This window comes from Rhizobium sp. NPDC090275, assembly GCF_044772225.1.
GTDB lineage: Bacteria > Pseudomonadota > Alphaproteobacteria > Rhizobiales > Rhizobiaceae > Rhizobium.
In genome coordinates this window covers 280,036-303,861 of sequence record NZ_JBIVYL010000004.1, presented here as the reverse complement: position 1 = coordinate 303,861, position 23,826 = coordinate 280,036, and the positions used below count along the sequence as shown (strand labels likewise).

24 protein-coding genes are annotated in these 23,826 nt (G+C 61.6%); 20 read left to right on the top strand and 4 right to left on the bottom strand.

Annotated elements, in window-relative coordinates; genetic code table 11:
* Positions 1 to 40: 40 nt before the first annotated feature.
* The 5 genes from ACIQUB_RS12710 (at position 41) to ACIQUB_RS12690 (ending at position 6,170) form a co-directional block, all read left to right on the top strand.
* A complete protein-coding gene (locus tag ACIQUB_RS12710; RefSeq protein ID WP_402929914.1) occupies positions 41 to 1,504 on the top strand; it encodes a TolC family protein in 1,464 nt (487 codons plus the stop codon).
* A 21-nt stretch (positions 1,505 to 1,525) separates the two neighbouring features.
* Positions 1,526 to 2,287, top strand: coding sequence for an efflux RND transporter periplasmic adaptor subunit (locus tag ACIQUB_RS12705; protein WP_402929912.1), 762 nt, complete (start codon positions 1,526 to 1,528; stop codon positions 2,285 to 2,287).
* Between the two features lie 10 nt (positions 2,288 to 2,297).
* Positions 2,298 to 3,680 carry an efflux RND transporter periplasmic adaptor subunit gene (locus ACIQUB_RS12700; RefSeq protein WP_402929910.1) on the top strand — a complete coding sequence of 461 codons (1,383 nt, stop codon included), beginning with the start codon at positions 2,298 to 2,300 and terminating at the stop codon, positions 3,678 to 3,680.
* The gene (locus ACIQUB_RS12695; protein ID WP_402929908.1) at positions 3,677 to 5,806 is read left to right on the top strand and encodes an HlyD family efflux transporter periplasmic adaptor subunit; all 2,130 of its coding nucleotides are present in this window, start codon (positions 3,677 to 3,679) and stop codon (positions 5,804 to 5,806) included. Before ACIQUB_RS12700 ends, ACIQUB_RS12695 begins: the two co-directional genes overlap by 4 nt.
* A gap of 103 nt (positions 5,807 to 5,909) precedes the next feature.
* On the top strand, positions 5,910 to 6,170 hold the full coding sequence (locus tag ACIQUB_RS12690; RefSeq protein ID WP_047504739.1) for a hypothetical protein: 261 nt from the start codon (positions 5,910 to 5,912) through the stop codon (positions 6,168 to 6,170).
* A gap of 33 nt (positions 6,171 to 6,203) precedes the next feature.
* On the opposite strand, the gene ACIQUB_RS12685 is transcribed toward ACIQUB_RS12690, so the two are convergent.
* Positions 6,204 to 7,124 carry a GGDEF domain-containing protein gene (locus tag ACIQUB_RS12685; protein WP_402929906.1) on the bottom strand — a complete coding sequence of 307 codons (921 nt, stop codon included), beginning with the start codon at positions 7,122 to 7,124 and terminating at the stop codon, positions 6,204 to 6,206.
* A 250-nt stretch (positions 7,125 to 7,374) separates the two neighbouring features.
* Here ACIQUB_RS12685 and ACIQUB_RS12680 point away from each other — a divergent pair, with 250 nt between their 5' ends.
* The gene (locus tag ACIQUB_RS12680) at positions 7,375 to 8,676 is read left to right on the top strand and encodes a hemolysin family protein (protein WP_047504742.1); all 1,302 of its coding nucleotides are present in this window, start codon (positions 7,375 to 7,377) and stop codon (positions 8,674 to 8,676) included.
* A 66-nt stretch (positions 8,677 to 8,742) separates the two neighbouring features.
* Here ACIQUB_RS12680 and ACIQUB_RS12675 read toward each other — a convergent pair whose 3' ends face one another.
* A complete protein-coding gene (locus ACIQUB_RS12675) occupies positions 8,743 to 9,141 on the bottom strand; it encodes a hypothetical protein (protein WP_402929904.1) in 399 nt (132 codons plus the stop codon).
* A 335-nt stretch (positions 9,142 to 9,476) separates the two neighbouring features.
* Between ACIQUB_RS12675 and ACIQUB_RS12670 the strand changes: the two genes are divergently transcribed.
* The gene (locus ACIQUB_RS12670) at positions 9,477 to 10,799 is read left to right on the top strand and encodes a DUF882 domain-containing protein (protein ID WP_402929902.1); all 1,323 of its coding nucleotides are present in this window, start codon (positions 9,477 to 9,479) and stop codon (positions 10,797 to 10,799) included.
* Positions 10,800 to 10,831: 32 nt separating this feature from the next.
* Here the strand turns inward: ACIQUB_RS12670 and ACIQUB_RS12665 are convergent, their stop codons facing one another.
* Positions 10,832 to 11,629, bottom strand: coding sequence for a GntR family transcriptional regulator (locus ACIQUB_RS12665; RefSeq protein ID WP_402929900.1), 798 nt, complete (start codon positions 11,627 to 11,629; stop codon positions 10,832 to 10,834).
* Positions 11,630 to 11,793: 164 nt separating this feature from the next.
* Here ACIQUB_RS12665 and ACIQUB_RS12660 point away from each other — a divergent pair, with 164 nt between their 5' ends.
* From ACIQUB_RS12660 to ACIQUB_RS12610, 11 genes are all read left to right on the top strand, one after another.
* Positions 11,794 to 13,050 carry an ABC transporter substrate-binding protein gene (locus ACIQUB_RS12660; RefSeq protein ID WP_402929898.1) on the top strand — a complete coding sequence of 419 codons (1,257 nt, stop codon included), beginning with the start codon at positions 11,794 to 11,796 and terminating at the stop codon, positions 13,048 to 13,050.
* Positions 13,051 to 13,165: 115 nt separating this feature from the next.
* Positions 13,166 to 14,275, top strand: coding sequence for an ABC transporter ATP-binding protein (locus ACIQUB_RS12655; protein ID WP_402929896.1), 1,110 nt, complete (start codon positions 13,166 to 13,168; stop codon positions 14,273 to 14,275).
* Positions 14,272 to 15,162 carry a carbohydrate ABC transporter permease gene (locus ACIQUB_RS12650; protein ID WP_112425135.1) on the top strand — a complete coding sequence of 297 codons (891 nt, stop codon included), beginning with the start codon at positions 14,272 to 14,274 and terminating at the stop codon, positions 15,160 to 15,162. Before ACIQUB_RS12655 ends, ACIQUB_RS12650 begins: the two co-directional genes overlap by 4 nt.
* Before the next feature lie 3 nt (positions 15,163 to 15,165).
* Positions 15,166 to 16,044 carry an ABC transporter permease subunit gene (locus ACIQUB_RS12645; protein WP_018896683.1) on the top strand — a complete coding sequence of 293 codons (879 nt, stop codon included), beginning with the start codon at positions 15,166 to 15,168 and terminating at the stop codon, positions 16,042 to 16,044.
* Positions 16,045 to 16,064: 20 nt separating this feature from the next.
* Complete coding sequence (locus tag ACIQUB_RS12640; protein ID WP_132668159.1) at positions 16,065 to 16,559, top strand: GNAT family N-acetyltransferase; 495 nt, start codon at positions 16,065 to 16,067, stop codon at positions 16,557 to 16,559.
* Positions 16,560 to 16,996: 437 nt separating this feature from the next.
* Complete coding sequence (gene proV / locus ACIQUB_RS12635; protein WP_402929892.1) at positions 16,997 to 18,229, top strand: glycine betaine/L-proline ABC transporter ATP-binding protein ProV; 1,233 nt, start codon at positions 16,997 to 16,999, stop codon at positions 18,227 to 18,229.
* A gap of 22 nt (positions 18,230 to 18,251) precedes the next feature.
* Complete coding sequence (locus tag ACIQUB_RS12630) at positions 18,252 to 19,133, top strand: proline/glycine betaine ABC transporter permease (RefSeq protein ID WP_018896680.1); 882 nt, start codon at positions 18,252 to 18,254, stop codon at positions 19,131 to 19,133.
* Positions 19,134 to 19,197: 64 nt separating this feature from the next.
* The gene (locus ACIQUB_RS12625; protein WP_402929889.1) at positions 19,198 to 20,070 is read left to right on the top strand and encodes a glycine betaine ABC transporter substrate-binding protein; all 873 of its coding nucleotides are present in this window, start codon (positions 19,198 to 19,200) and stop codon (positions 20,068 to 20,070) included.
* Between the two features lie 65 nt (positions 20,071 to 20,135).
* Positions 20,136 to 20,423, top strand: a complete 288-nt coding sequence (locus ACIQUB_RS12620) for a helix-turn-helix domain-containing protein (protein WP_402929887.1) — start codon at positions 20,136 to 20,138, stop codon at positions 20,421 to 20,423.
* A 56-nt stretch (positions 20,424 to 20,479) separates the two neighbouring features.
* Positions 20,480 to 20,824, top strand: coding sequence for a hypothetical protein (locus tag ACIQUB_RS12615; protein WP_402929885.1), 345 nt, complete (start codon positions 20,480 to 20,482; stop codon positions 20,822 to 20,824).
* A 122-nt stretch (positions 20,825 to 20,946) separates the two neighbouring features.
* A complete protein-coding gene (locus ACIQUB_RS12610) occupies positions 20,947 to 21,984 on the top strand; it encodes a dipeptidase (protein ID WP_402929883.1) in 1,038 nt (345 codons plus the stop codon).
* Positions 21,985 to 22,023: 39 nt separating this feature from the next.
* Here the strand turns inward: ACIQUB_RS12610 and ACIQUB_RS12605 are convergent, their stop codons facing one another.
* Positions 22,024 to 22,209, bottom strand: a complete 186-nt coding sequence (locus ACIQUB_RS12605) for a DUF3008 family protein (RefSeq protein ID WP_112818901.1) — start codon at positions 22,207 to 22,209, stop codon at positions 22,024 to 22,026.
* Positions 22,210 to 22,385: 176 nt separating this feature from the next.
* On the opposite strand from ACIQUB_RS12605, the gene ACIQUB_RS12600 reads away from it, so the two are divergent.
* Together ACIQUB_RS12600 and ACIQUB_RS12595 are read left to right on the top strand one after the other, a co-directional pair.
* On the top strand, positions 22,386 to 22,553 hold the full coding sequence (locus tag ACIQUB_RS12600) for a Thivi_2564 family membrane protein (RefSeq protein WP_156144728.1): 168 nt from the start codon (positions 22,386 to 22,388) through the stop codon (positions 22,551 to 22,553).
* Positions 22,554 to 22,583: 30 nt separating this feature from the next.
* A complete protein-coding gene (locus ACIQUB_RS12595) occupies positions 22,584 to 23,747 on the top strand; it encodes a low temperature requirement protein A (protein WP_402929880.1) in 1,164 nt (387 codons plus the stop codon).
* Positions 23,748 to 23,826 lie beyond the last annotated feature (79 nt).

The following is a 23,826-nucleotide window of genomic DNA, read 5'->3' as shown; positions in this document are numbered from 1 at the left end:
GGCTTAGTCGTATACGGAACAGGTTCGAGGAATGAATGGAATGAAACTCCCAGTCTTTCTAGTGGTTTCCGTCAGTTTGATTGCGACAGGATGCACCGTAACCCCGAAACCGCTGCCCCCGGAAGCGCATGCAAACTTCGGCAAGGAGAGACTTGCCCTTGCCACCGCCAATCAGGAGCCCATTTCCGATAAGGTGGACTTTTACGAAGCCATGGCAAGAGCCCTCAAATACAATCTTGACACGAAGGTAGAGGTTATGCAGGCGGCGCTAAAATTGCGGGAGGCGGATTTGGTGAGCTATTCCGCACTGCCTAAGATTGTAGCCGGCGCAGGGTATGCCGGCCGCAGCGAAGCGGACCCCACCGAGGCCTCTACTCGCGATGATAGTATTGTTACAGCCGACCTAACATCCTCCTGGAACATCCTCGATTTCGGCCTCTCCTACGTGCGCGCCAAGCAGGCGACCGACGAGGTGCTGGTTCAGGACGAGATGAAGCGGCGGATGGTCAACAAGGTGATCGAGGATGTGCGCACGGCCTATTGGCGCGCGGTGAGCTACCAGCGTCTCGTCGGCCGCATGCGAGCGCTGGAAGGCCGCGTCGCCCGCGCGCTTAAGGACACCCGCAATCTTTCGTCCAACGGTGAGACATCGCCACTGGTGGCGTTGACCTACGAGCGCGAGCTGATCGAGGTCAAGCGCGAGGTGGAGCTGTTGGAAGGTGAGCTGCTGGTCGCCAAGACGCAGCTTTCCGCGCTGATGAACGTGAAGCCCGGCACGGAATTCACGCTCGAGGTTCCCAAGCGCCGCGATACGCAGCTGAAGATCAGCTACACATCGCAGGAGATGTTCGATATCGCCGCGACCAACCGCCCGGAGATGCGCGAAATCTCCTACCGGCTGCGGATCAACGAGCGCGAAGTGGATGCGGCGCTGCTCGACCTGCTGCCCGGCATCAACCTTTACGCTGGCCCGAACTACGATTCCAACGACTATATCGCCACCAACGACTGGGTGTCGTGGGGCGCCAAGGTCAGCTTCAATCTGATGAAGCTCGCGACACTGCCGGCGGTCAACAAGAAGATCGAGGCCGAAAAGCAGATGCTGGATACGCGCTCGCTTTCTGTCGCGATGGCTGTGATGACGCAGGTCCATATCAGCCGCGCCCGCTATGCGCACCTGAAGCATTCCTATTCGACGGCAGCTGCTCTCTCCAACGTCTCGCACCGGATTCTGACGCAGGTGCGTACCGAAACGGACGCGCAGAAGACCAGCGAGCAGATGCTGATCCGCGAGGAGATGAACGCGCTGCTGGCCGATGCGAAGCTCGATATGGCCTATGCCGACCTGCAGAACGCCTATGCGAACATCTACGCATCGCTCGGCATCGATCCGTTCCCGCAGACGCTGCGCACCACCCAGCCCGTCAAGGAGATGGCTGGCGAGCTGCGTGACATGTGGCTGGAGCGCGGTGAATTGAAGACAGACCTCGTTGCGGCCAAATAACCGCCGGCATGGGAGACCGTGATGAAGCACCTAGCGGCATCCGTTCTGATGATACAGCTCTTGGCAGGTGGCGCAGCTTACGCCGCCGGCAATGATGCGGCGGATGCCACGGCATCGCTGGAAGGGCTGCGCGGCATCGTCCGCGCCGCCGATGAAGCCTCCATATCGAGCGATCTCGGCTTCGCCATCGCCACCCTGCCCTTCAAGGAAGGCGAGAGCTTCAACAAGGGCGACATCCTCGCCACCTTCGAATGCGGGGATATCCAGGCCCAGCTCAAATCCGCCGAGGCGGCGCTGGCGGCCGCCCAGATCGCCGTTGCCAACGACGAACGCCTGGCGCGCTCGAATGCTGCCGGCAAGTTCGAGGTCGACATATCGCGCGCCAAGGCCAACCAGGCCGCGGGCGAGGCAGATGCCTATCGCAGCAAGCTTGGGCGCTGCACGATAAGGGCGCCCTTCGACGGCCGGATCGGCGCCATGCCCTCCCACGCACATGAAACGCCGGAACCGAGCCGCCCGATCATGCATATCGTCGCCAGCAACGACTTGCTGGTCGATGTGCTCGTTCCCTCCGTCTGGCTGCGCTGGCTGCGCGAAGGCGAAGCGTTTTCATTGAGCGTCGACGAGACGGCCAAGACCCTGCCGGTCGATATTATCCGCATCGGCGCGACCGTCGATCCGGTCAGCCAGACGGTGAAGGTGACCGGGCGCTTTTCCGGCCAGGCCACCGGCGTCCTGCCGGGGATGAGCGGCCCCACAGTGTTCAAAATCCCGAGTGAGTAGGCATACGCAGATGCAAGGTGTCGAAAAGCCAGCCAGCGATCCCATAAAACTTCAGCCACCGGCAGCGGCCGCCGCCCAGCACGCCTACGAACTGTTGCTCAGGATCGAGGCCGATGCGCGCCGTGTCGAAAGCGTCGGCGAACTGCGCTTTCTGATCGCCAACGAGACGATGAAGCTCACCAAGGCCAGGCAGATTTTCGTGCTGTCGGTGCCGAAGGGCGTCTTCAAGGTCGAGACGGTGTCCTCGATCGGCGCGGTGGATCGAAACGCGCCACGTATCCGCTTCGTCGAAGGCGTCATCAGGCAGCTGTCGCGCGAAGCCGGGCTCGCGAAGATCAAGGCGTTTACCCTCCCTGCCTATTGCCCGCCCGGCGAGATCGAACAGGACAGCTATCCCTTCCGCTTCATGGCCTGGGTGCCGTTTCAGCTGCGCGACGGCCATATCTTCGCAGGCATGCTTTTGGCGCGCGAGACGCCTTGGCCGGAGGCGGATCTGCTGCTGGCCGAACGGTTGGCCGAGACCTATTCCCACGCCTGGCGGGCACTCAGCGGACCGCGGCGCCTGAAGCGCAATCTGCCGATCAAGCCGCTGATCGGCACCGCTGCTGTGCTGGCCATCGCCGCGATGTTCATCCCCGTCCACATGACTGTGCTGGCGCCGAGCGAGGTGGTTCCTGTCGCACCGGAGATCGTCGCGGCACCGCTCGATGGCGCGATCGAGGAGATCCTCGTCAATCCGAACGCAACCGTCGTCAAGGGACAGCCGCTCTTCAGGCTGGCCGACACCGCCCTTCGAAACGAGCTGCGTGTTGCCGAGCAGGATGTGAAGGTGGCGCAGGCGAAGCTGATGCAAATCAGCCAACGCGCCATCGCCGACCCGGAAGCCCGGCGCGATCTGGCGGTGACCCGAAGCGAATTGAGCGTTGCGTCGGCCAAGCGCGATTACGCGGCCGACATGCTGGCGCGCACCAGCGTGAAGGCTGAAACCGACGGCGTGGTGATCTTCACCGACAAGCGCGACTGGATCGGCCGGCCGGTATCGATCGGCGAACGCGTCATGGAAGTGGCCGACCCCAAGCGCGTTCAACTGCGCATCGACGTGCCGGTGGCCGACGCGATCGCGGTCGAGAACGGCGCTGCCGTCAGCGCCTTTCTGGATGCCGATCCGCTGCATCCAGTTGCGGCGAAAACGCTATCATCCTCCTTCGATCCGCAGATGATCGAGGGCAACATTCTGGCCTATCGCATCTATGCCGGATTTGACGCCGTGCCGGAGCGCGGCCTGCGTCTCGGTATTCGCGGGACGTCGCAGATCTTCGGCGAGAAGGTACCGCTGGCCTATTATCTGTTCCGGCGGCCGATTGCCGCGATCCGGCAGCGGCTGGGTCTATGAGTGTATCACCCTCACCCGATCTCAGGCTGCCGCCCTTGCGCGAGGATCTGCAGATCGTGCGCGGTGGCACCAGCCTATCCGGCGAGCCGGTCTGGATCGTGCTCGACCCGGTCCGCAATCGCTTCTTCCGCATCACATTCGAGATGTTCCAGCTGCTGACGCTCTGGAACTTCGCACGCTCGCTGCGCGGCCTCATCCAGGCCGTACAGGCGCAGTTCGGGCGGCTTCCCGAGCAAGAAGAGATCTATGCCGCGATGCGGATGCTGGAGACAAGCTTCTTCGTGACCGAGCCGGCATCCGCGACCTGGCGCGCGCTTCATGCCAGCGCGACGCGCCGCCACTCGCTTTTCATGCGGCTGATCCACAATTACCTCTTCTTCCGCATTCCGCTGGTCAGGCCGGATCGCTTCATCCGCAAGACCGCCCCTTACATCACCGGTCTATTCAGCCCGGCCTTCCATGCTTTCACCATCTGCGCCGCCATTCTCGGCCTCTATCTGGTGTCCCGGCAGTGGGACGCCTTCACCGGCACGTTTCCCTATATCTTCACGCTTGAGGGCATCGTGGTCTCGGTAATCTCGGTCGGCTTCATCAAGTCGATGCATGAGCTTGGCCACGCCTATGTCGCGCATCGCCATGGCTGCCGCGTTCCCACAATGGGTATAGCGTTCATGGTGCTGGTACCGCTGCTCTACACCGATGTCAGCGATGCGTGGCGGCTGAAGTCGCGTTTCGATCGGCTGAAGATCGATACGGCGGGCGTGCTGACCGAGATGCATATCGCCGTCTTCGCGCTGCTTCTCTGGGTGTTTCTCCCTGACGGGCCGTTTCGATCCGCGGCTTTCGTCCTTGCGGCGACCGGCTGGGTGCTCAGCCTGATCGTCAACCTCAATCCCTTCATGCGCTTCGACGGCTACTACATCTTCGCCGATCTCCTTGGCGTCGAGAACCTGCAGCCCCGCGCTTTCCGGCATCTGCGTTGGCGGATCCGGAACCTCCTGTTCAACACCGGCGAGGAACGGCCCGATCGCTTCGGTCCGAAACTCGACGTGATCGTGACGCTCTATGCGATCGCCACGACAATCTACCGGCTGTTTCTCTATTTCGGCATCGCGCTCCTCGTCTATCACTTCACCATCAAGATCGTGGGCGTGATGCTGTTTGCCGTCGAGATCGGCTTTTTCATTCTACGGCCGATCCTGTCCGAACTCCGGGAGTGGTGGACCATGCGCCATGACATCATCACGAGCAGACGAAGCTATCTGTCGCTGGCGATCTTCCTTGCCATCGTCGCACTGCTCTCGCTGCCGATCTTCAAGAGCGTGTCGGCTCCGGCGGCGCTTTATCCCAACGAGTTCACGCGGCTTTTCCCGATGGAACCGGGAAAGATCGAGGCGATCGGGATCAAGCGCGGCGATGTCGTGAAGACGAACGACGTACTGTTTTCCATCGTCCGCCCCGAGTTGCAGCAGGAACTTCGCACCACCGAGATCGAGGCCGAGCTGACGCGCTACCGCCTGGCGCGCGTGCTGGCCGATCCGCAAAACCTCGTCGATCGCGGCATCCTTCAATCGCAACTGGCCGCACTCGAGGCCAAGCGCGATGGGCTGGCGCGCCGGCAGGCATCGCTCATCGTTCGCGCACCGTTCGACGGCACCGTGATCGACATCGACCCGCAGGTCCATCTCGGCCGCTGGATCAGCCGCAAGGACCAGCTCGCGACTATCGCCGGCGCGTCCGGCATGGCGGCACGCGGCTTCGTGTCCGGCGGCGACCGGGGGCGCCTCGAAGTCGGCGCCAGCGGCCACTTCATCCCCGACGATCTCACGCAATCCTCGCTGCCCGTGCAACTCACCTCCATCGCCTCGGCGGGCGCCTCCGAGATCGATATTCCACAGCTGACATCGGAATATCATGGCGAGATCGCAGTTCACCCGCAGAACGCCCATGAACGCCTGCGCCTCAGCCCTGTTTCGGCACAGTATGCGATTACCGCCGAGGTGTCCGGCAAGGCTTTGTCGGAGACTGTCAGAGGTGTGGTTGTATTGAACGGCAAAGGCGAAAGTATTGCCGGCCGTGTCTGGCGACAGGTTGTAAAAGTTCTCGTCCGCGAGGCTGGCGCCTGACGTTTTCGTAACAACTATGAAACCATAGGCGGCACGGTACCCTTGAATAGCTTACTAAGGATAGTATTTTGGATGATGAGGAATCGACTGAAAGGATGCGAAAATGCGCCTCTTCAAGAGAAGAACAAGTCATCATGGTCTGTGGCAACGCGACAACGCGGGTCGCGCCTTTGCTAGCCACGGACGCTTTCGGCTGACGATCAATGGTGCGGACGAACGCTGGTTCTACCGCGTTACGGATATGCGCGGTGAACTGCCCGCTGTCGACAGCAGCCCGTTTCCGAGCGAGCAAGAAACGCTGAGGGCCGCGCAGGCCGAACTTGAGGAAAACGCCGACCAGCTTCCGGCACCGGCAGAATACTGAAGCTTGCAGTAGAAGCCACAACAATAGCGCTTGTCAGCCGGTAGCACCGGTGACGGCCTTTGCCTTTACCAGATGGCTATCCGTCTTCCCCAGCCAAATCATGGCCAGCCGATCACCGGTCTGCTTTGCCAGATACATGTAGTTATCCGCACGCTTGACGAAGGAAGCCGCGTCGTCCTCGGGCTGCAGCAGGGTGACGCCCATAGCAGCACCCAGTTCGACAACCACGCCTTCGACGGCGATCGGCTTGAAGATGCGATCGACCGCATCCTTGAGCGTGAGCTCCACGTCGTTCAGATGCGAGGGATCGACCTCAAGAAGAACGACGAACTCGTCGCCGCCGATGCGGGCGATGAAATCGTTGGCGCGGAAGCTGTCTCGGAAACGGCTGGCGATGATCCTCAACACCTCATCGCCGGCGGCGTGTCCCATCGTGTCGTTCACAGCCTTGAAGCCGTTGAAATCGATGAAGGCCAACGCCAGGAGCTTGTCGGTATCGTCGCGCCGCTCCAGGTGCTCGGCCAGAACCTCATCGAAACAGGCGCGATTGGGCAGGCCCGAGAGCGCATCGGTACGTGCCGAAGCGCGGAGCGCAAGCTCGATCTCGTGTTGATGGCGAACACGTGCGGAGACGTCGAGAATGACTTCGACATCGAAGGACACACCATCGATGACAGTGCGCTGCGCGGAAATCAGCGTCGGCAGGATCGTTCCGTCGGCATGGCGGATATCGACTTCCTCCAGCACGTAGCCGCCGTCTTCGGCGAGCATGCGATGGCGCCGATCGCGCGCCGGGCTGCTGATTGCGGCCCCTTCCGAAATCAGCGTTTTGCCACTGATATCCTCCCATTTCAGGCCCGTAAGCCTGAGATAGGCGTCGTTCACCTTGAGGTAGCTGGATGTCTCGGTATCGCTGGTAGACACAGCCATGGCGATCGGTGCGAACTCGAACATTCGCATCAATATCGAAGTCAGGATCTCTGGTGGAAGTATCTCTTCGTCGGCCATACACGTGATCGCAACAAGTATGGCAGGTTGTGTAACAGACGAAAGTTAAGCTCTTCTGACTTAAAACGCTAATTTACCAAACACATGGCAACGATGCATTCTCGGGTTCCGCGCGCGATAAAATCGGAGCCGCCGCTTTGCAACCGGTGTGATTACACCTATCTTGCGTCATCATCGTCAACGAACAAGGGCTCCTGTGTTTCTCGAAATTGGAATTGTGGTCTTGCTCACCATCCTGAATGGTGTGCTCGCCATGTCGGAATTGGCTGTCGTGTCTTCCAGGCCCGCCCGCCTCAAAGTTCTCGCCGATCACGGAAGCAGAGGAGCCGCACAAGCCATAAAACTTGCCGAAAACCCCGGCAGGTTTTTGTCGACCGTGCAGATCGGCATCACGCTCGTCGGCGTTCTCTCCGGCGCCTTCTCGGGCGCCACGCTCGGTAGCCGCCTGACGGCCTGGCTGCAGCTTCAAGGCATGTCGCCGACGGTGGCCGATGCCGTGGGCGTCGGCACCGTCGTCATCGCCATCACCTACCTGTCGCTGATTGTCGGCGAACTCGTGCCGAAGCAGATCGCGCTGCGCGAACCTGAAGCCGTCGCGGCCAAGGTTGCGCCCGCCATGGCGGTCCTGTCGAAGATGGCGCTGCCGCTCGTCTGGCTGCTTGATGCCTCCGGCAAGCTGGTGCTGAAGCTGCTCGGCCAATCCGGCAAGGGCGGCGACAATGTCTCCGACGAAGAGATCAAGACGGTTCTCGCAGAAGCGCAATCCGCGGGCGTGATCGAAAGCGAAGAATCCGCCATGATATCAGGCGTGATGCGGCTTGCCGACCGCACGGCACGCGCGCTGATGACACCACGCCGCGATGTCGAGATCATCGACGTGGACGACAGCCTGGAGGAGATCCGCGCCCAGCTGCACAACACCAAGCGCTCGCGCCTGCCGGTCAGAAAGGGCAGCTCGGACGAGGTGCTGGGCGTGCTTGCGGTCAAGGATTTCTACGACGCCATGTCCGTTCAGGGCACCGCCGACCTGAAGGCGATCACGCAGGACGTGCCGATCGTCTCCGATCTCTCCAACGCCATCAGCGTCATCCAGGCGATCCGCACATCGCCGGTGCATATGGTGCTTGTCTTCGATGAGTACGGACACTTCGAAGGGGTCATTTCTTCCGGCGACATCATGGAAGCGATCATGGGCGCGCTGCAGGATGGCCCGATCGACGAACAGGCGATCGCGCGCCGCGACGACGGTTCCTATCTGGTCTCCGGCTGGACGCCGATCGACGAGTTCGCGGAATTCATGAGCCTGAAGCTTGGCGACGATCTCGAATATCAGACCGTCGCGGGTCTCGTCCTCGAAGAGCTGAAGCACCTTCCGGTGCTTGGCGAAAGCTTCACCAAAGATGGCTGGCGTTTCGAGGTTATCGACCTCGACGGGCGACGGATCGACAAGATCCTGGTCAGCTCGCTGGATACGCGCCAGACGGCCGACGTCGAGTAATCAGGTTGAAAGACATGTCGCGAGCGGTATCCTGACAGGACATCCGCTCGCGGTATAGTGCCTATCTCAGCGCTTCATGTCAGGGCAGACATACGGCACCTTGGCGACGCTGTAGCGGTGCTCGACCGTATCCTTGCCGGCCTTCACGCTCAGTGTCAGCTGGCTCGGCGACACCGACTTCACCTTCGCGGTGATTTTGGCGCCATCCTCGTCCCAGGTAACGGTATCGTGAGAGGTGCGGCTCCATTTGCGCAGCGCGTAGGTTTCCCAGCAGGAATCCATCAGCAGGCTGCCATCGGCCATGAACACCATCATCACGCCGGGAAGACCGGATTGCGATTTGGTCTCGATCCACGCGCGACCGACAAGCGGGTCGGCGACCGGCGTCTGAGCCGCCGCGATCGGCGCGACCATCGTTGCCGTTGTTCCCACCGCAATTGCCAACATCTTGTATAGATTATTCAATTATCGCTCCTCCATTCTGGAATCATGTCCCAAGAGATAAGGATCGAAGCGACAGGATTGTGACCGTCGCGCGCTTTTCTTGCGGTCATGTCACTTTGCGGGACGCTCGACAAACGGCCACCCGGCTGCGCGCGCCTTCCCCACCTTCCGCGCCGCGCCGATCCGATCCGGCGAACGCCCAAACAGTGAGTCCACGCATGGCCCAACTGTCCCGATAATCCATTCCTCATAAACGATACGTTAGGGATCTATTGACCATAATCGACTGCAAAGCGACCTCGCCGATCGCAAGCATCCGGCCATCGCACCCTTCAACAATGACGGAAGTCGTGTTCGTGTACCATGCAGTCTTTTCCGTTCCCGTGACCATGCTGGCCCTGGCTGTATCGCTTGCCGCGCATCGCATGATCTTGATCGCTCTGGTCATATTCGCGGCCATGGCCGGCGCCGCGCAGGCGGCGGCCGACGACCGCGCGCTAAAACTCTATTTCACCCACACGGGAGAGCGGGCGACCATCGTCTTCAAGCGCAACGGCAAGTTCGATCCGAAGGGCCTGGCGCAGATCAACCGCTTCCTGCGCGACTGGCGCCGCAACGAGCCGACCAAGATGGATCCGCGCCTGCTCGATCTGGTCTGGGAAGTCTATCAGCGCAGCGGCGCCAAGGAAGCCATCCACGTCGTCTCCGCCTATCGCTCGCCCGCCACCAACAACATGCTGCGCACGCGCTCGCGCACGACAGGCGTCGCCAAGAAGAGCCAGCACATGCTGGGTAAGGCGATGGATTTCTACATTCCGGGCGTGAAGCTTGCCACGCTGCGCGGCCTCGCCATGCAGATGCAGGTGGGCGGCGTCGGCTATTATCCGACGTCCGGCTCGCCTTTCGTGCATCTCGATGTCGGCAATGTTCGCGCCTGGCCGCGCATGTCGCGCATGGAATTGGCACGGCTTTTCCCAAGCGGCCGCACGCTGCATCTGCCGGCCGATGGCCGTGCCTTGCCCGGCTATGAGCTGGCGCTCGCCGACCAGAAGAAGCGCAACCGCCCCGTCGCGATCGAGACCATCCGCGCGCCTGAAAGCGATGATGACGAAGGCGCTCCAGCACCCTCCCGCGCTCTCGTGACGGCGATGCTGCCGGTGCCGCAGACCCGCGCCGAACGCGGTCTCGAACTTCAGCTGGCACGGCCGACGCCGCGCGCCGACAACACGGATAGCAAGGTCCCCGACCTCGCCTCCCTCACCGTACCGCTGCCGACATTCAGGCCGGCGCTGGATGAAACCGTCACGGCAAGCGTTCCGCCGCCCGCCACGCCCGTCCTGCTCGCCACCGCCGTCACCGGCAAGGGATCGGCGGGACAGCTACTCTTTGCCCTTCACGCAGGCGGCTCGCTTGCCGGCGGCGCGGCGAAGCGCACCGACATGACCGCGGTCGCTCCCCGGGAGCCGCAGGTCGTATCGGCAGGCGTTGGCGCGATGTCGGGCAAGGCGCTGGTCGCCTGGGCCTTGCAGCCACCGGGGATGAAGATCGAGATGACCGCGCCGCGGCCATCAGGCATGCGCCTGACGACGCTCGAAGATGTCGGTCCTGCGATCGACAGCGATGCCGACGAATTCGCAGAAGACGAGTTCGATGAGGACCGGTTCGCCCTCGACGGCTAGGGCGAGCCTTCAGCGGATACAGCCACCAATCATCAGTACTGCGTGAAGTCGCCGGTTTCCGATTGCAGCAGCGTCAGCGGATAGCGGGCCGGATGATGGACGAGCGCCGTCATGTTGACCGGTCGATTGCGGTCGTCGAAAGCGATCTGGTCGACCGTCAGGACTGCCGCCGGCGGCGCCAGTTGCAGCAGGCGCGCCTCATCTTCGCCCGCCAGACGGGCGCTCAGCGTCGTCTGGCCACGTTTCGGAAATATGCCGTAGCGCTGGCGCAGTTCTTCATAGAGCGAGCGGTTGGCGATGCCCCAATCCAGATCGAGCAGCCCTGGCACGCGCCCGGCCGGAATCCAGTCGGTCTGGATCACCGCCGGAATATTGTCGAGCAGGCGCAGGCGCGATAGCACCACGACCTCCGCGCCGGGGGCGAGAAAGAGCGGCCTGCTGACTTCGAGCGGCGCCCGGACGAGGCTTGCCTCGATCAGCTGGTGACCCGGGGCACGGCCATTGGCCAGCGCGATGCTGGTGAAGCTCTTCAACACCTGCAGCTCGAAGCCGCCGCCGCGTTCCGTGACATAGAGCCCCTTGCCTGGCTGGCTATGCACCACGCCCTGCTGGATGAGTTCGCGCACTGCATGGCGAATAGTGATCCGGCTTACATCGTAGAGATCGACGAGTTCGCGCTCGGAGGGCAGCTTGCCACGCAGCGGCAGGCGCCCGTCGCTGATCGCCGCCAGCAACGCCTCGTACACCTGCTTGTGCAGCGGCCGCGGGTCGTCGCGATCGATGACGCCGCGTGTTGCGATCAATGTTTCCTCGGTTTCGAGCGTCTTCAAATTCGATTTTCCCTGGGCCTTGGCCGCCTCTGCCATTTGTCATCTTCAACGCAATTCTCTCGAAAGTCCATATTGACATAACTGGTCATAACCAGTCCTATTATCGCAGGGAGCCAGAAGAGCTTCGAAAATGCCGTGCATTATCACAATCAAGGGAACCCATCATGCTTAAGAAGAGCCTTGCCGCCCTCGCGTTCTCCGCCGCCCTCTGGAGTGGAACGGCCCACGCTGAGACGATTTCCGTATTTTGCGCGCCGACGGAATTCGAGCTGTGCACCAATGTCGCCAATGCCTGGAAGGAGAAGACAGGCAACGAAGCGAAGATCAACAAGATGCCGGCGCTGCTCGATGACGCCATTCCGATCTATCAGCAGCTGATCGCCGCGAAATCCACCGATATCGACGTGCTGTTCCTCGACGTCATCTGGCTCGGCATGTTCAAGAACGGCCTTCTCGACCTGAAGACCGTGATCCCCCAGGCCGATCAGGACAAGCACTTCGCATCCACGCTCAACGCCGCCAAGCTGGACGGCCATCTGGTCGCGATGCCCGCCTATATGGACGTCGGCCTGATGTTCTACCGCAAGGATCTGCTTGAGAAATATGGCAAGCAGCCGCCGAAGACCTGGGATGAGCTGGCCGCCACGGCCAAGGAAATCCAGGACAAGGAGCGCGCCGACGGCAAGGGCGACATGTGGGGCTATGCTTGGCAGGCCAAGAGCTACGAAGGCCTGACTTGCGACGCGATCGAGCTCGTTGCATCGAACGGCGGCGGCACGATCATCTCCGACGATGGCAAGGTGACCATCGACAACCCGAAGGCCGCCGAAGCGATCGAAAAAGCCAAGGGCTGGATCGGCTCGATCAGCCCCGAAGGTACGCTGAACTACGACGAGGAAGCCTCTCGTGCCGTCTTTGAATCCGGCAACGCCGTCTTCCACCGCAACTGGCCCTATGTCTGGGGCACGTCGCACAAGGAAGGCAGCGCAGTTGTCGACAAGGTCGGCGTCATGCCACTGCCGGTCGGCATGGAAGGCCAGAAGTCGAGCGGATGCCTCGGCCCGATGTATTACGGCGTCTCAAAGTACAGCGCCAAGGCTGACGTCGCGGCTGATTTCGTGAACTTCATCACCGGCCCCGACATGCAGAAGAAGCGCGCGCTGCAGGATGCGGTCAACCCGTCCATCCCGGCGCTCTATACCGACCCGGACGTGCTGGCGAAGATCCCCTTCCTCAAGGACAACCAGCAAGCCTTCGCCGATAGCGCCGTGCGTCCCTCGGGCTATACCGGCACCAGCTACAACCGCGTGTCGCAGGCCTTCTATCGCTCCGTCCATGACATGCTGTCCGGCGGTGGCGATATCAAGTCTGGCCTGACCTCGCTCGCCGGACGACTGGAAAAGCTCAAGGAAAGCCGTTGAGCCTTGACTGAACGCACGGGGGCAGGCCGGCGATCGGTCTGCCCTCGTCTCGCGCATCGCAAATCGCCGCCAGCAAGGGGGCGAGCCTTTTATCGTGATCTAGTCCGGGTGAAAAATGGCATCGGTTTCGCTTGAATCCGTTTCGAAGAATTTTGGGACGCACACCGTCATTCAGGGCGTCGACCTCAGGATCAACGACGGCGAGTTCGTCGTCTTCGTCGGCCCTTCCGGCTGCGGCAAGTCAACGCTTCTGCGCATCGTCGCAGGCCTTGTCGCCGCATCGAAGGGTGTAGTGACGATCGGCGGCGAGGACGTGACCGATGTTCCGGCCTCACGACGCGGCGTCGCCTTCGTCTTCCAGTCCTATGCGCTCTATCCGCATATGAGCGTCGCCCGCAACATCGGCTTCGCGCTGGAAACACTGGGCATGGCCAAGGACGCGATCAGCCAGAAGGTTTCGTCGGTGGCGCGTATGCTCAAGGTCGACCACCTGATGGATCGCCGGCCGCGCGAACTCTCCGGCGGCCAGCGCCAGCGCGTGGCGATCGGCCGGTCACTGGTGCGCCAGCCGGAAATCTTCCTGTTCGACGAGCCGCTCTCCAACCTCGATTCCGATCTGAGAATGGAAATGCGCATGGAGATCGCCAAGCTCCATGACGACCTGAAGACGACGATGATCTACGTCACCCACGATCAATCCGAGGCGATGACGCTCGCCGACCGGATCGTCGTCCTGAACCACGGCCGCATCGAGCAGGTGGGAACGCCGCAGGAGCTCTACCACGCCCCCGATAACCGCTTCGTCGCAAGCTTCATCGGCAGCCCCCGGATGAACTTCCTGGCCGTCTCGCCGAAGACAGGCTCGGACGCCGGCACGATCGTCGGGCCCGGCAATCTATCGATCGCCATGGTCGCCAACAGCCCGGCGGGACCGATCGCCGAGATCGGCATCCGACCGGAAGGCCTGCGCCTGGTTGGCGCGAACGAAGGTCGGATCACCTGCACGCTGGAGCGTGTGGAGGACCTCGGCCACGAGCATTTCGCCTATTGCCGGATCACCGACGACACCGTCTGGGTCATCCGCGTCGCGAAAGCGCCTGCGCATGATCTCATCGGTCAGCCTGTCGGCCTGGATTTCGCTGATGCCGCCGTCTTCGCCTTTACGGCCGACGGCAAGCGCGTTCTGCTCAGCCAGCCGGCCAGCGGAGAGGTGAGCCAACAATGAGCGCCAAACTCGCCCGCCGCGATTACCGGGCCGCATGGCTGTTTCTGGTTCCCGTCATCGCCGTCATCCTGCTGGTCGCCGTCTGGCCGCTGAGCCGGACCTTCTTCTTCTCCTTCACCGACGCCTATCTCGACGACCCCTCCGTCTATTCCATGGTCGGTCTCGACAACTTCATGGAGGTCATCAACGACCACAGCTGGTGGGTTGCCGTGAAGAACACGCTGGTGTTCACCGTGATCTCGGTCGCGATCGAGACGGCGCTCGGGCTTGCGATCGCCTTGCTGCTCAACGAGATGATCCCGGGCCGCGGCCTCGCGCGCGCCGCCATTCTGGTGCCATGGGCCATTCCTGTCGTTGTCGCGACCAAGATCTGGGAGTGGATGCTCAACGATCAGTTCGGCGTGATCAACAAGATCCTCACGGGGCTCGGCGTTGTCGATCACGGTATCGCCTGGACGGCCAGCAGCTCGCTGATCATGGGCGTCGTCATTTTCATCGACGTGTGGATGACCACGCCCTTCATGGTGCTGCTCATCCTCGCCGGTCTGCAGCTGATATCGCCAGAGATATTCGAGGCCGCCGAAGTGGATGGCATCCCCGCCTGGAAGCGTTTCTGGTCGATCACCCTTCCAATGCTGCGCCCGGCCATCGGCGTCGCCGTTCTCTTCCGCGTTCTCGACGCGCTCAGAATGTTCGACCTTGCTTACGTTCTGGCGGCCAGCAACGAGAACGTCATGACCGTATCGATCTATGCGCGCGATCGGCTGATCAGCTTCCAGGAACTCGGCGTGGGTTCGGCAGCGTCGACCTGGGTCTTCCTGCTCGTCGCGCTGGTCGCAATCATCATCATCGGGGTTCTTCGCCTCGACAAAGCGGCGGGGACCTGATCGATGGCCAATGCAATCGCACAAAAGGCGCTGCGCAAGCCAGCAGGCTACTATCGGATGAGACGGCGCGTCGTGCGCGGCCTGCAGATCTTCGCGCTGCTGCTCGTGCTCGTCTATACGCTGTTCCCATATTACTGGGCCTTCGTCTCCTCGACGAAGCAGGGTGCCGCACTCTATCGCTCGGCCCTGATGCCAGCGCTGGATTTCACTTACTACCGGCAGCTGATCGACAACCCGGTCTTCATGGGATCGCTGCTCAACTCGGCCTATGTCGCAATATCGACAACCTTCCTGTCGCTGATCATTGGCCTCTCGGCCGCCTACGCGCTCGGCCGCATCGAGTTTCCGCAGCGGCGCGCGATCCTGATGATCGTCCTGATGATCTCGATCTTCCCGCAGGTGGTCGTGCTCTCCGGCATGTTCGAGCTGATCAATTGGCTGGGGCTCTTCAATCGCCCAAGCGCGCTGATCCTCACCTATCTCTTGTCGACGGTGCCCTTCACGACCTGGATCCTCACCACCTTCATCCGCGAGTTCCCACGCGAACTCGAAGAGGCCGCCATCATCGACGGCTGCTCGCACTTCCGCATCCTGATGAAGGTGCTGCTGCCGCTGATGGGGCCGTCGCTCGCCAGCACCGGCATTCTCGCCTTCATCCTCGCCTGGAACGAGTTCCTGTTCGCGCTGACATTCACGCTGACCGACGAGAACCGCACCGTGCCGGTGGCGATCGGCCTGATCGCGGGCACCAGCCGCTATGAATACCCGTTCGGGCAGATCATGGCAGCCTCCATCACCGTCACGCTCCCGCTCATCGCCGTCGTGCTTATCTTCCAGCGGCGGATCGTGGCGGGCCTCACCGCCGGCGCCGTCAAAGGCTGACAGATACAAGGATCAAGACCATGGACATGCTTGTGAAGCTCTACGAGCTGAAGCGCGACCCAGCCCTCGACGAACGCATGACGTCACAGGGGGTCACCATCCGCCGCGTGCTGGTGCCGGAACTGCCGGCGCTGACATCATGGATCGAACCGCGCTTCGGCGCCGGTTGGGCGGCCGAGGCGACCGCCGCCGCCATGCGCCAGCCGACCACCTGCTTCATCGCCATTCAGGCGGGGGAGCTCATCGGCTTTGCCTGCCATGAGGCGACCGCCAAGGGGTTCTTCGGCCCCACCGGCGTCGATCAGGCGGCCCGAGGCAAGGGTGTCGGCCACGCCCTGCTCCTGGAAACGCTGCTCGACATGCACGCGCAGGGCTATCCTTACGGCGTGATCGGCGGCGCCGGGCCGATGGATTTTTACCGCAAGAGCGTCGGCGCGATCCCGATCGAGGGCTCCGATCCGGGTATTTATCGAGGCATGCTGTCGCTCGCCCACCCGAGCGAAATCTCCTCATAAAGGACACGATTTCGGACGCATCGGCACCGGATTTCAGCCTTTGATTTCAAAAATACCTGTCATGCCGGCGCGGCGCTGCTTCGCCGGTACAGCAGGCGTTGTGGCCTGTTTCGAAGGTGCCGGCGACCGATGCGTCTGTCACAAAAATTGATTTTAAGATGGACAATTTTTGTATATCGCCCTATATACGCAGATAAGGAGCACAACACTCGATCGAAAATGACAGTATCAAAGTTCGAATACGTGACCTTTTGTCATATCGGATAGATATTTTCGATATAATATATTTTTCCTCGGACGAATTTGACTTATGAAATGTCGATTTGTCTCAGCAAAACAACGGATAATACATCCCGATTCAGAAGATATTCTGTAGATCGTGGACGTATACGAATAAAGGAGAATGCCTGGCCTCTCGAGCTCGGCGCCAAGATTATATGAATGCTGCAACTGAAACAGACGCGCCGACATCATCGGCTTCGACCAAGATCAGTCTCAACAACATCTACAAAGTTTTCGGCGAACACCCGAAGAAAGCCCTCTCGCTATTACGCGCAGGCAAGTCAAAATCCGAGATCCATGCAGCAACGGGCTGCTCGATCGGCGTCAACGACGCCAGTTTCGATATTCGCGCCGGCGAGATCTTCGTCATCATGGGCCTGTCGGGCTCCGGCAAATCGACACTCCTGCGCCTCCTCAACCGACTGATCGAACCGACATCCGGATCGATCGAGATCGATGGTCGCGATATCACCGACATGTCGCGCAGCGAGCTGATCGCGCTTCGCCGCCGCGATATCAGCATGGTCTTCCAGTCCTTCGCGCTGCTTCCCAACCGCACGGTTCTCAGCAACGCCGCCTTCGGTCTCGAGGTTGCCGGTGTTGGCGAGGCCGAGCGTCGCGAGAAGGCATTGGCCGCGCTGAAGGCCGTCGGCCTCGACGGCTACGCCGACAGCCGCCCGGATCAGCTCTCCGGTGGCATGAAGCAGCGCGTCGGTCTTGCCCGTGCGCTCGCCAGCGAGCCCACCATTCTCCTGATGGACGAGGCCTTCTCGGCGCTCGACCCGCTGATCCGCACCGAAATGCAGGACGAACTCGTTCGCCTGCAGTCCGAGCACAGCCGCACCATCGTCTTCGTCAGCCACGATCTTGATGAGGCGATGCGGATCGGCGATCGCATCTGCATCATGCAGAACGGCAATGTCGTGCAAATCGGTACGCCCGACGAGATCGTCACCAAGCCGGCCAACGACTACGTCCGCTCCTTCTTCCGCAATGTCGATGTCGCGCATGTCTTCAAGGCAGGCGATGTCGCCCGCAAGTCGCAGGTGACAATCATCGAGCGCGAAGGCGTTTCGGCCGCGGCAGCACTCGAGCGGATGAAGAACTACGACCGCGAATACGCAATCATCCTCGGCCGCGACAAGACCTATCACGGCATGATCAGCCAGACGTCGCTGATCGAAAAGATCAGGGCGAAGACGGCCGATCCCTATCGCGGCGCCTTCCTGCCCGAAATCGAGGCCATTCCGGCCGACGAGCCGCTGTCGAACGTTCTGGGCAAGGTGGCGGCCAGCCCCTGGCCGGTTCCCGTCATCGACGGCGGCAAGCGTTATCTCGGCTCCATCAGCAAATCCGCGCTGCTCGAAACGCTCGACCGCGCCGGCTGATCACAAACACATCGGATAAATCATGAACTTCGATATCGGAAACGGCATCGACGCTGCCGTCAATTATGTGCTCGACAACTTCTCACCCGTGCTTGATTTCATCGCGGCCACGATCGGCTTCGTGACGTCAGGCATCCAGAACGCCCTACTCGCCATCCCCATGCCCGTTGGCATCGCGATCTTCGTGATCCTCTCGCTTTGGCGTGTCGGCATCGGCTTTGCGGTTTTCACCGCGCTCGGCCTGCTGCTCGTGAACCACATCGAGCTCTGGGGTCCGATGATGGAGACCTTGTCGCTGGTCATCGCCGCGACGCTGATCGCCATGCTCGTCGGCCTGCCGCTCGGCATTGCCATGGCGCGCAAGGATTCCGTCGCCGCCGTCGTGCGCCCGGTGCTGGATCTGATGCAGACCATGCCTGCCTTCGTCTACCTGATCCCGGCCGCCATGTTCTTCGGCCTCGGCGCCGTGCCCGGCGCGATCGCGACGGTCATCTTCTCGATGCCGCCGGTGGTTCGCCTGACCAATCTCGGCATCCGCCAGGTGGATGGCGAGTTCATTGAGGCGGGCAATGCCTTCGGCTGCACCGCGACCCAGCTGCTGTTCAAGGTGCAGCTCCCGAACGCCCTGCCCTCGATCATGGCGGGCATCAACCAGACGATCATGCTGTCGCTGTCGATGGTCGTGATCGCCTCGATGATCGGCGCAGGCGGCATCGGCAACACGGTTCTGACCGGCATCCAGCGCCTCGATGTCGGTACCGGCTTTGAAGGCGGCATCGCCGTCGTCATCCTCGCCGTCATTCTCGACCGCATCACCCAGAGCCTTGGCAAGCCGCGCGCCGCTTTCTGGCAGGGCCTGTTCCGCAAAAGCGAACGCGAAGAGCTGAAGCCGGCGACGGCCTGATCTCTGGCAACTCATCATGGCGGGCAGCGCCCGCCAAATGCGAACCTTCACAAAAGGAGCACTCATGTTCAAAACACTCGCAACCCTCGGCCTTGCCGCCGCTCTCGTAAGCGGCGCGGTCACCTCGACCATGGCGCAGGACGCCAAGCCGGTGAAGATCGGCTGGGCCGCCTGGTCCGACGCCGAATTCGTCACCAAGCTCGCCGCCAAGCTGATCGAGACGAAGCTGAACCAAAAGGTGGAGCTCGTACAGGCCGACGTCGCGCCGCTGTATCAGGGGGTCGCGCGCGGCGATCTCGACACGATGATGATGGCCTGGCTGCCGCAAACGCATGCCGACTACTATGCCAAGGTCAAAGACAAGGTCGAGACGCTCGGCACGGTCTATAACGGCGCCAAGCTCGGCTGGGTTGTTCCCGATTACATTCCCGCCGACCAGATCGGCTCGATCGAGGACCTGAAGAAGGAAGACGTGCAGAAGAAGCTCTCCGGCACCATCCAGGGCATCGATCCGGGCGCCGGCCTCACGCGTCTCTCGGAAAAGGCGGTGAAGGATTACGGGCTCGACGGCTACAAGCTGCAGATCTCCAGCGAGGCCGGCATGCTGACGACGGTCGACCGCGCGATGCGGGGCGAGAAATGGTTCGTAGCCACCGCCTGGAGCCCGCACTGGATGTTCGGCAAGCACAAGCTGCGCTACATCGATGACCCGAAGAAGTCGCTCGGCGAAGCAGAACATGTCGATATCCTTGCCCGCAAGGACTTCAAGTCCGACAACCCCAAGGTCGCCGCCTTCCTGTCGCGCATGAACCTGCCGATCCCCGATCTCGAAGCGGCGATGTTTGCCGCGCAGGAAACGTCCTACGACCAGGCGGTGGATAAATATATCCAGGACCATCCCGATCAGGTGAAGAGCTGGATCGGCGACGAAGGCTGAACGCATTCTCGCGCCTCTTCCGATTTTCGGCGGGGCGCGATCCTTCGACTGAACAGGAGCGATGAATGTATATCGACCGCCTGCAACCGACCGACGCCGAAGATGATACGATGGGTGGGCGCATGTCGCTCGCCCGCGACGCGGTGAAGCTCTCCATCGAAGCCGCCGCGAGAAACCTCGGCATCACGCCCGACATCTGGGCATCGTGGGAGAACGACCGCGCGGCGCCGGCCGCCGGCAACCTGGAAACGATCGCCGATACGCTTGAGGTGAGCCTCGCATGGCTGCTGCGCGGCCACGGGGCGGGACCGGTATGGCCGGTTGCGAACGACAACGCGCATCGGGCGAGCTGAACGGAAAGCCGCTATGCGGTTGACCGATCACCGCACACAGACACAAGGAAATGACAATGGATACGAAAGCGATCACCGCTGAACTGGCACAGCATGTCCCTGTTACCTCCACGCTGGAGAATATCATCGAGGACGTTGCGCCTGTTGATCTCGCGGACATGCATACGCTCTATTCCGACATGGGCTGGCTGATTGCCGAGCGTTTCTCGACGCTTCAGGACAAGCAGCGGGTGTTCGAGCTGATCGAGCTCGGCATGCGCAACGGCGACGGAAGACTGAAGGACGCCGTCTCCACCGGGCTGATCGAGGCGATGATTTCGCGCACGGGCGCCCAGCCGGCAAGATGGCGCCAGATATCGGCCGAACTCGGCCCGTTGTCGTCCGCCTACGTCAGGCAGTAGTCAGACAGACCAGTCGGCCCGCCGCGCGTTTTCAACGCGCGGCTTTCGGTTTGGGTTTGCGTGGGGGCGCCGACCTGTCATACGAAGACCCGCAAGCAAACAGACGCAGGACGTTCCCCACCATGCCAAACTCCCTCATGCCCGTTTTCGACGGCCACAACGACGTATTGCTCCGGCTCCAGCATTCGGGCATCGCGCAGCCGGCCAAGGCGTTTATCGAGGGAGAAGCGACGGGGCATATCGATCTTCCCAGGGCGCGCGCCGGCGGTCTGGCCGGCGGGCTCTGCGCCATCTACATTCCCTCGCCCAGCATGGGGAAGGACGCCAATGGCGACTTCCTGACGCCCGCGCAGTCGGAATCGCTGAACCGCACCCTGGCGATGGCCCGCATTCTCTTCGACATCGAGGCGCAGAGCGCCGGCGGGCTGAAAGTCTGCCGCACCGCGGCTGATATCCGCCAGTCGATCGAAACCGGCGCCTTCGCAGCCGTGGTGCATATCGAGGGCGCGGAAGCGATCGCCGCCGATCTCGATGCGCTCTATGTGCTGCATCAGACTGGACTGCGCACGCTCGGACCGGTGTGGAGCCGGCCGAACATCTTTGCCTACGGCGTGCCGTTCCGCTTCCCGTCATCGCCCGACATTGGCCCCGGACTGACCGACGCCGGCAGGGATTTGATCCGCGCCTGCAACGAGCTGAAGATCATGGTCGATCTCTCTCATATGAACGAGCAGGGCTTCTGGGACATCGCCAAGCTTTCGAACGCCCCTCTGGTCGCCTCGCACTCCAACGTCCACCAGATCAGCCCGCACAGCCGCAACCTGACAGACCGCCAGATCCACGCCATCCGCGATACCGGCGGTCTCGTCGGCATCAATTTTGGCGTGCTCTTCCTGCGTGACGACGGCACCCGCAACGCCGACACCAGCCTCGACCTCCTGGTCCGCCACGCCGCCTATATCGCCGATCGCATCGGCATCGACCACGTCGCCCTGGGCTCGGATTTCGACGGCACGACGATCCCGGCAGCGATGAAGGATGCCACCGGTCTGCCTCTGTTGATCGACGCGTTTCGCGCCGGTGGCTTCGACGAGGACGCTCTGGTCAAGATCACCCACGCCAACTGGATCAGCGTGCTCGAGCGCACTTGGGGCGGCTGATCCGATGCCAACCGCAGCATAAACCGCCGAAACCACGGACTACTTGGACACGTGCTCCGGCTTGCCCTTGGTCTTCGTGGATGCAAATTCCTCGAGCTGCTTTTCGGTCATCGAATCCACCATCTCGCGGGATGCGCCCTTGAGCTTGCTCTTCGGCGTTTCACCGCGCTTGGCGGATAAGGCCGCGCCGGCTGCCTTTTGTTGCGCTTTCGATTTTGCGGGCATGATCGTCTTCTCCCTTTCATCGTGAACTCACGGCGACAGCGAAGGTTCCTGCGAAGGCGCGCGCAGTCACTCCAACCGCACGATAGAGTTTCTCGATCGCCGATCCTTTCCTTTTCGAAAGAGAGATTTATCTAACGCTCTGTGACTAAAAGATTTTTCAACGGAGTGGGATCCAAATGGCTGCATCTTTACTGATCGGAATACTTATAACCTTCCTGGTCATCATCCTTGTCTTGTACCTTGTTGCCCGCCTGCCGATCGACGCCAGAGCCAAGCAGATCGTGCAGATCATCGTGATCATCATCGGCATCATTTCGCTTCTTAAATATCTGGCGGTTTTCTAAGGCCGGGGCTCGATCGATGGAGGGATCGCATTGAGCCTGATCCGTGGCAAAAGCGCCGAGAAGACGAAGGCCAGCTTTCCGGAGCTGTTCTTCGATCTCGTCTTCGTATTCGCGCTCATCCAGCTGTCGCACACGCTCGTCGAGGACTTCAGTTCGACGACGCTGGCGGAATCGATCCTGCTGATCCTCGCGATCTGGTGGCTGTGGGTCTACACGACCTGGATCACCAATCTGCTCGACACCGACAAGGAGGCGGTGCGGCTGCTGCTTTTCGCGCTGATGTTCGGCGGCATATTGCTGGCGATCGCGTTGCCGGAAGCCTTCAAACATCAGGGGCCGGCATTCGCGGCGCTCTACTGCGCCATGCAGCTCGTGCGGTCGGTTTTCATGCTCTACGCCTACAGGAGCGTCGACCGGCCCTCATACCTCACCTTCGTGCGCATCACCGTCTGGGTGATCGCGTCCAGCGTCTTCTGGATGATCGGCGGTTTCGCCAGTCTTGAAGGGCGCGTCGCCTTCTGGGCCGTCGCGCTTTTGATCGAATACGTCTCGCCTTTGGCGCGCTACTGTGTCCCCGGATTGGGGAGCTCTCCGCGCGAAACGCTCGACATATCGGGCGAGCACATGGCCGAGCGCTGCGCGCTCTTCGTCATTCTCTGTCTCGGCGAGACCATTCTAACCACGGGCAGGACCGCGGCCGAGCACATGCAGTCGAACCTGTCGGTCATGGTGTTCTGCAGCGCGTTTTTGACGACAGGCTTCATGTGGTGGATCTATTTCCATCACGGCCAGCAGAAGGCCGCCGACAAGGCGGAGACGACCTCGGCGCCCGAGACCGTGGCCCACGGTCTTTTCACCTACGGTCACCTGCCGATCGTCGCCGGCATCATCCTCACCGCCGTCGGCGAGGATTTCAGCCTGTCGCATCCCGAAGAGCACAGCAGCCTGAAGACCACGCTCGCCATTCTCGGCGGGCCGGGATTGTTCCTCATTGGAAATGTCTGGCTGAAATTGACGGCGGCGCGCAAGTTGCCCCTTTCTCACATCGCCGGGCTCGTCATCCTGCTGGCGACCGCCGTTCTTCTGCCGGTGCAACAGAATTTCACGATACAGATGGTGAGCACCGTCACGCTGCTGCTCGTCGCGCTGTGGGAGTATGTGGCATTGCGAAAGGCGAACGCGACCACCGCCTGAGCCGCATGGCTCACTCATCCGCACATAATGCCACATCCGGACCGCCGAGATGGCGACCCGGATGCGACCAATCTACAAA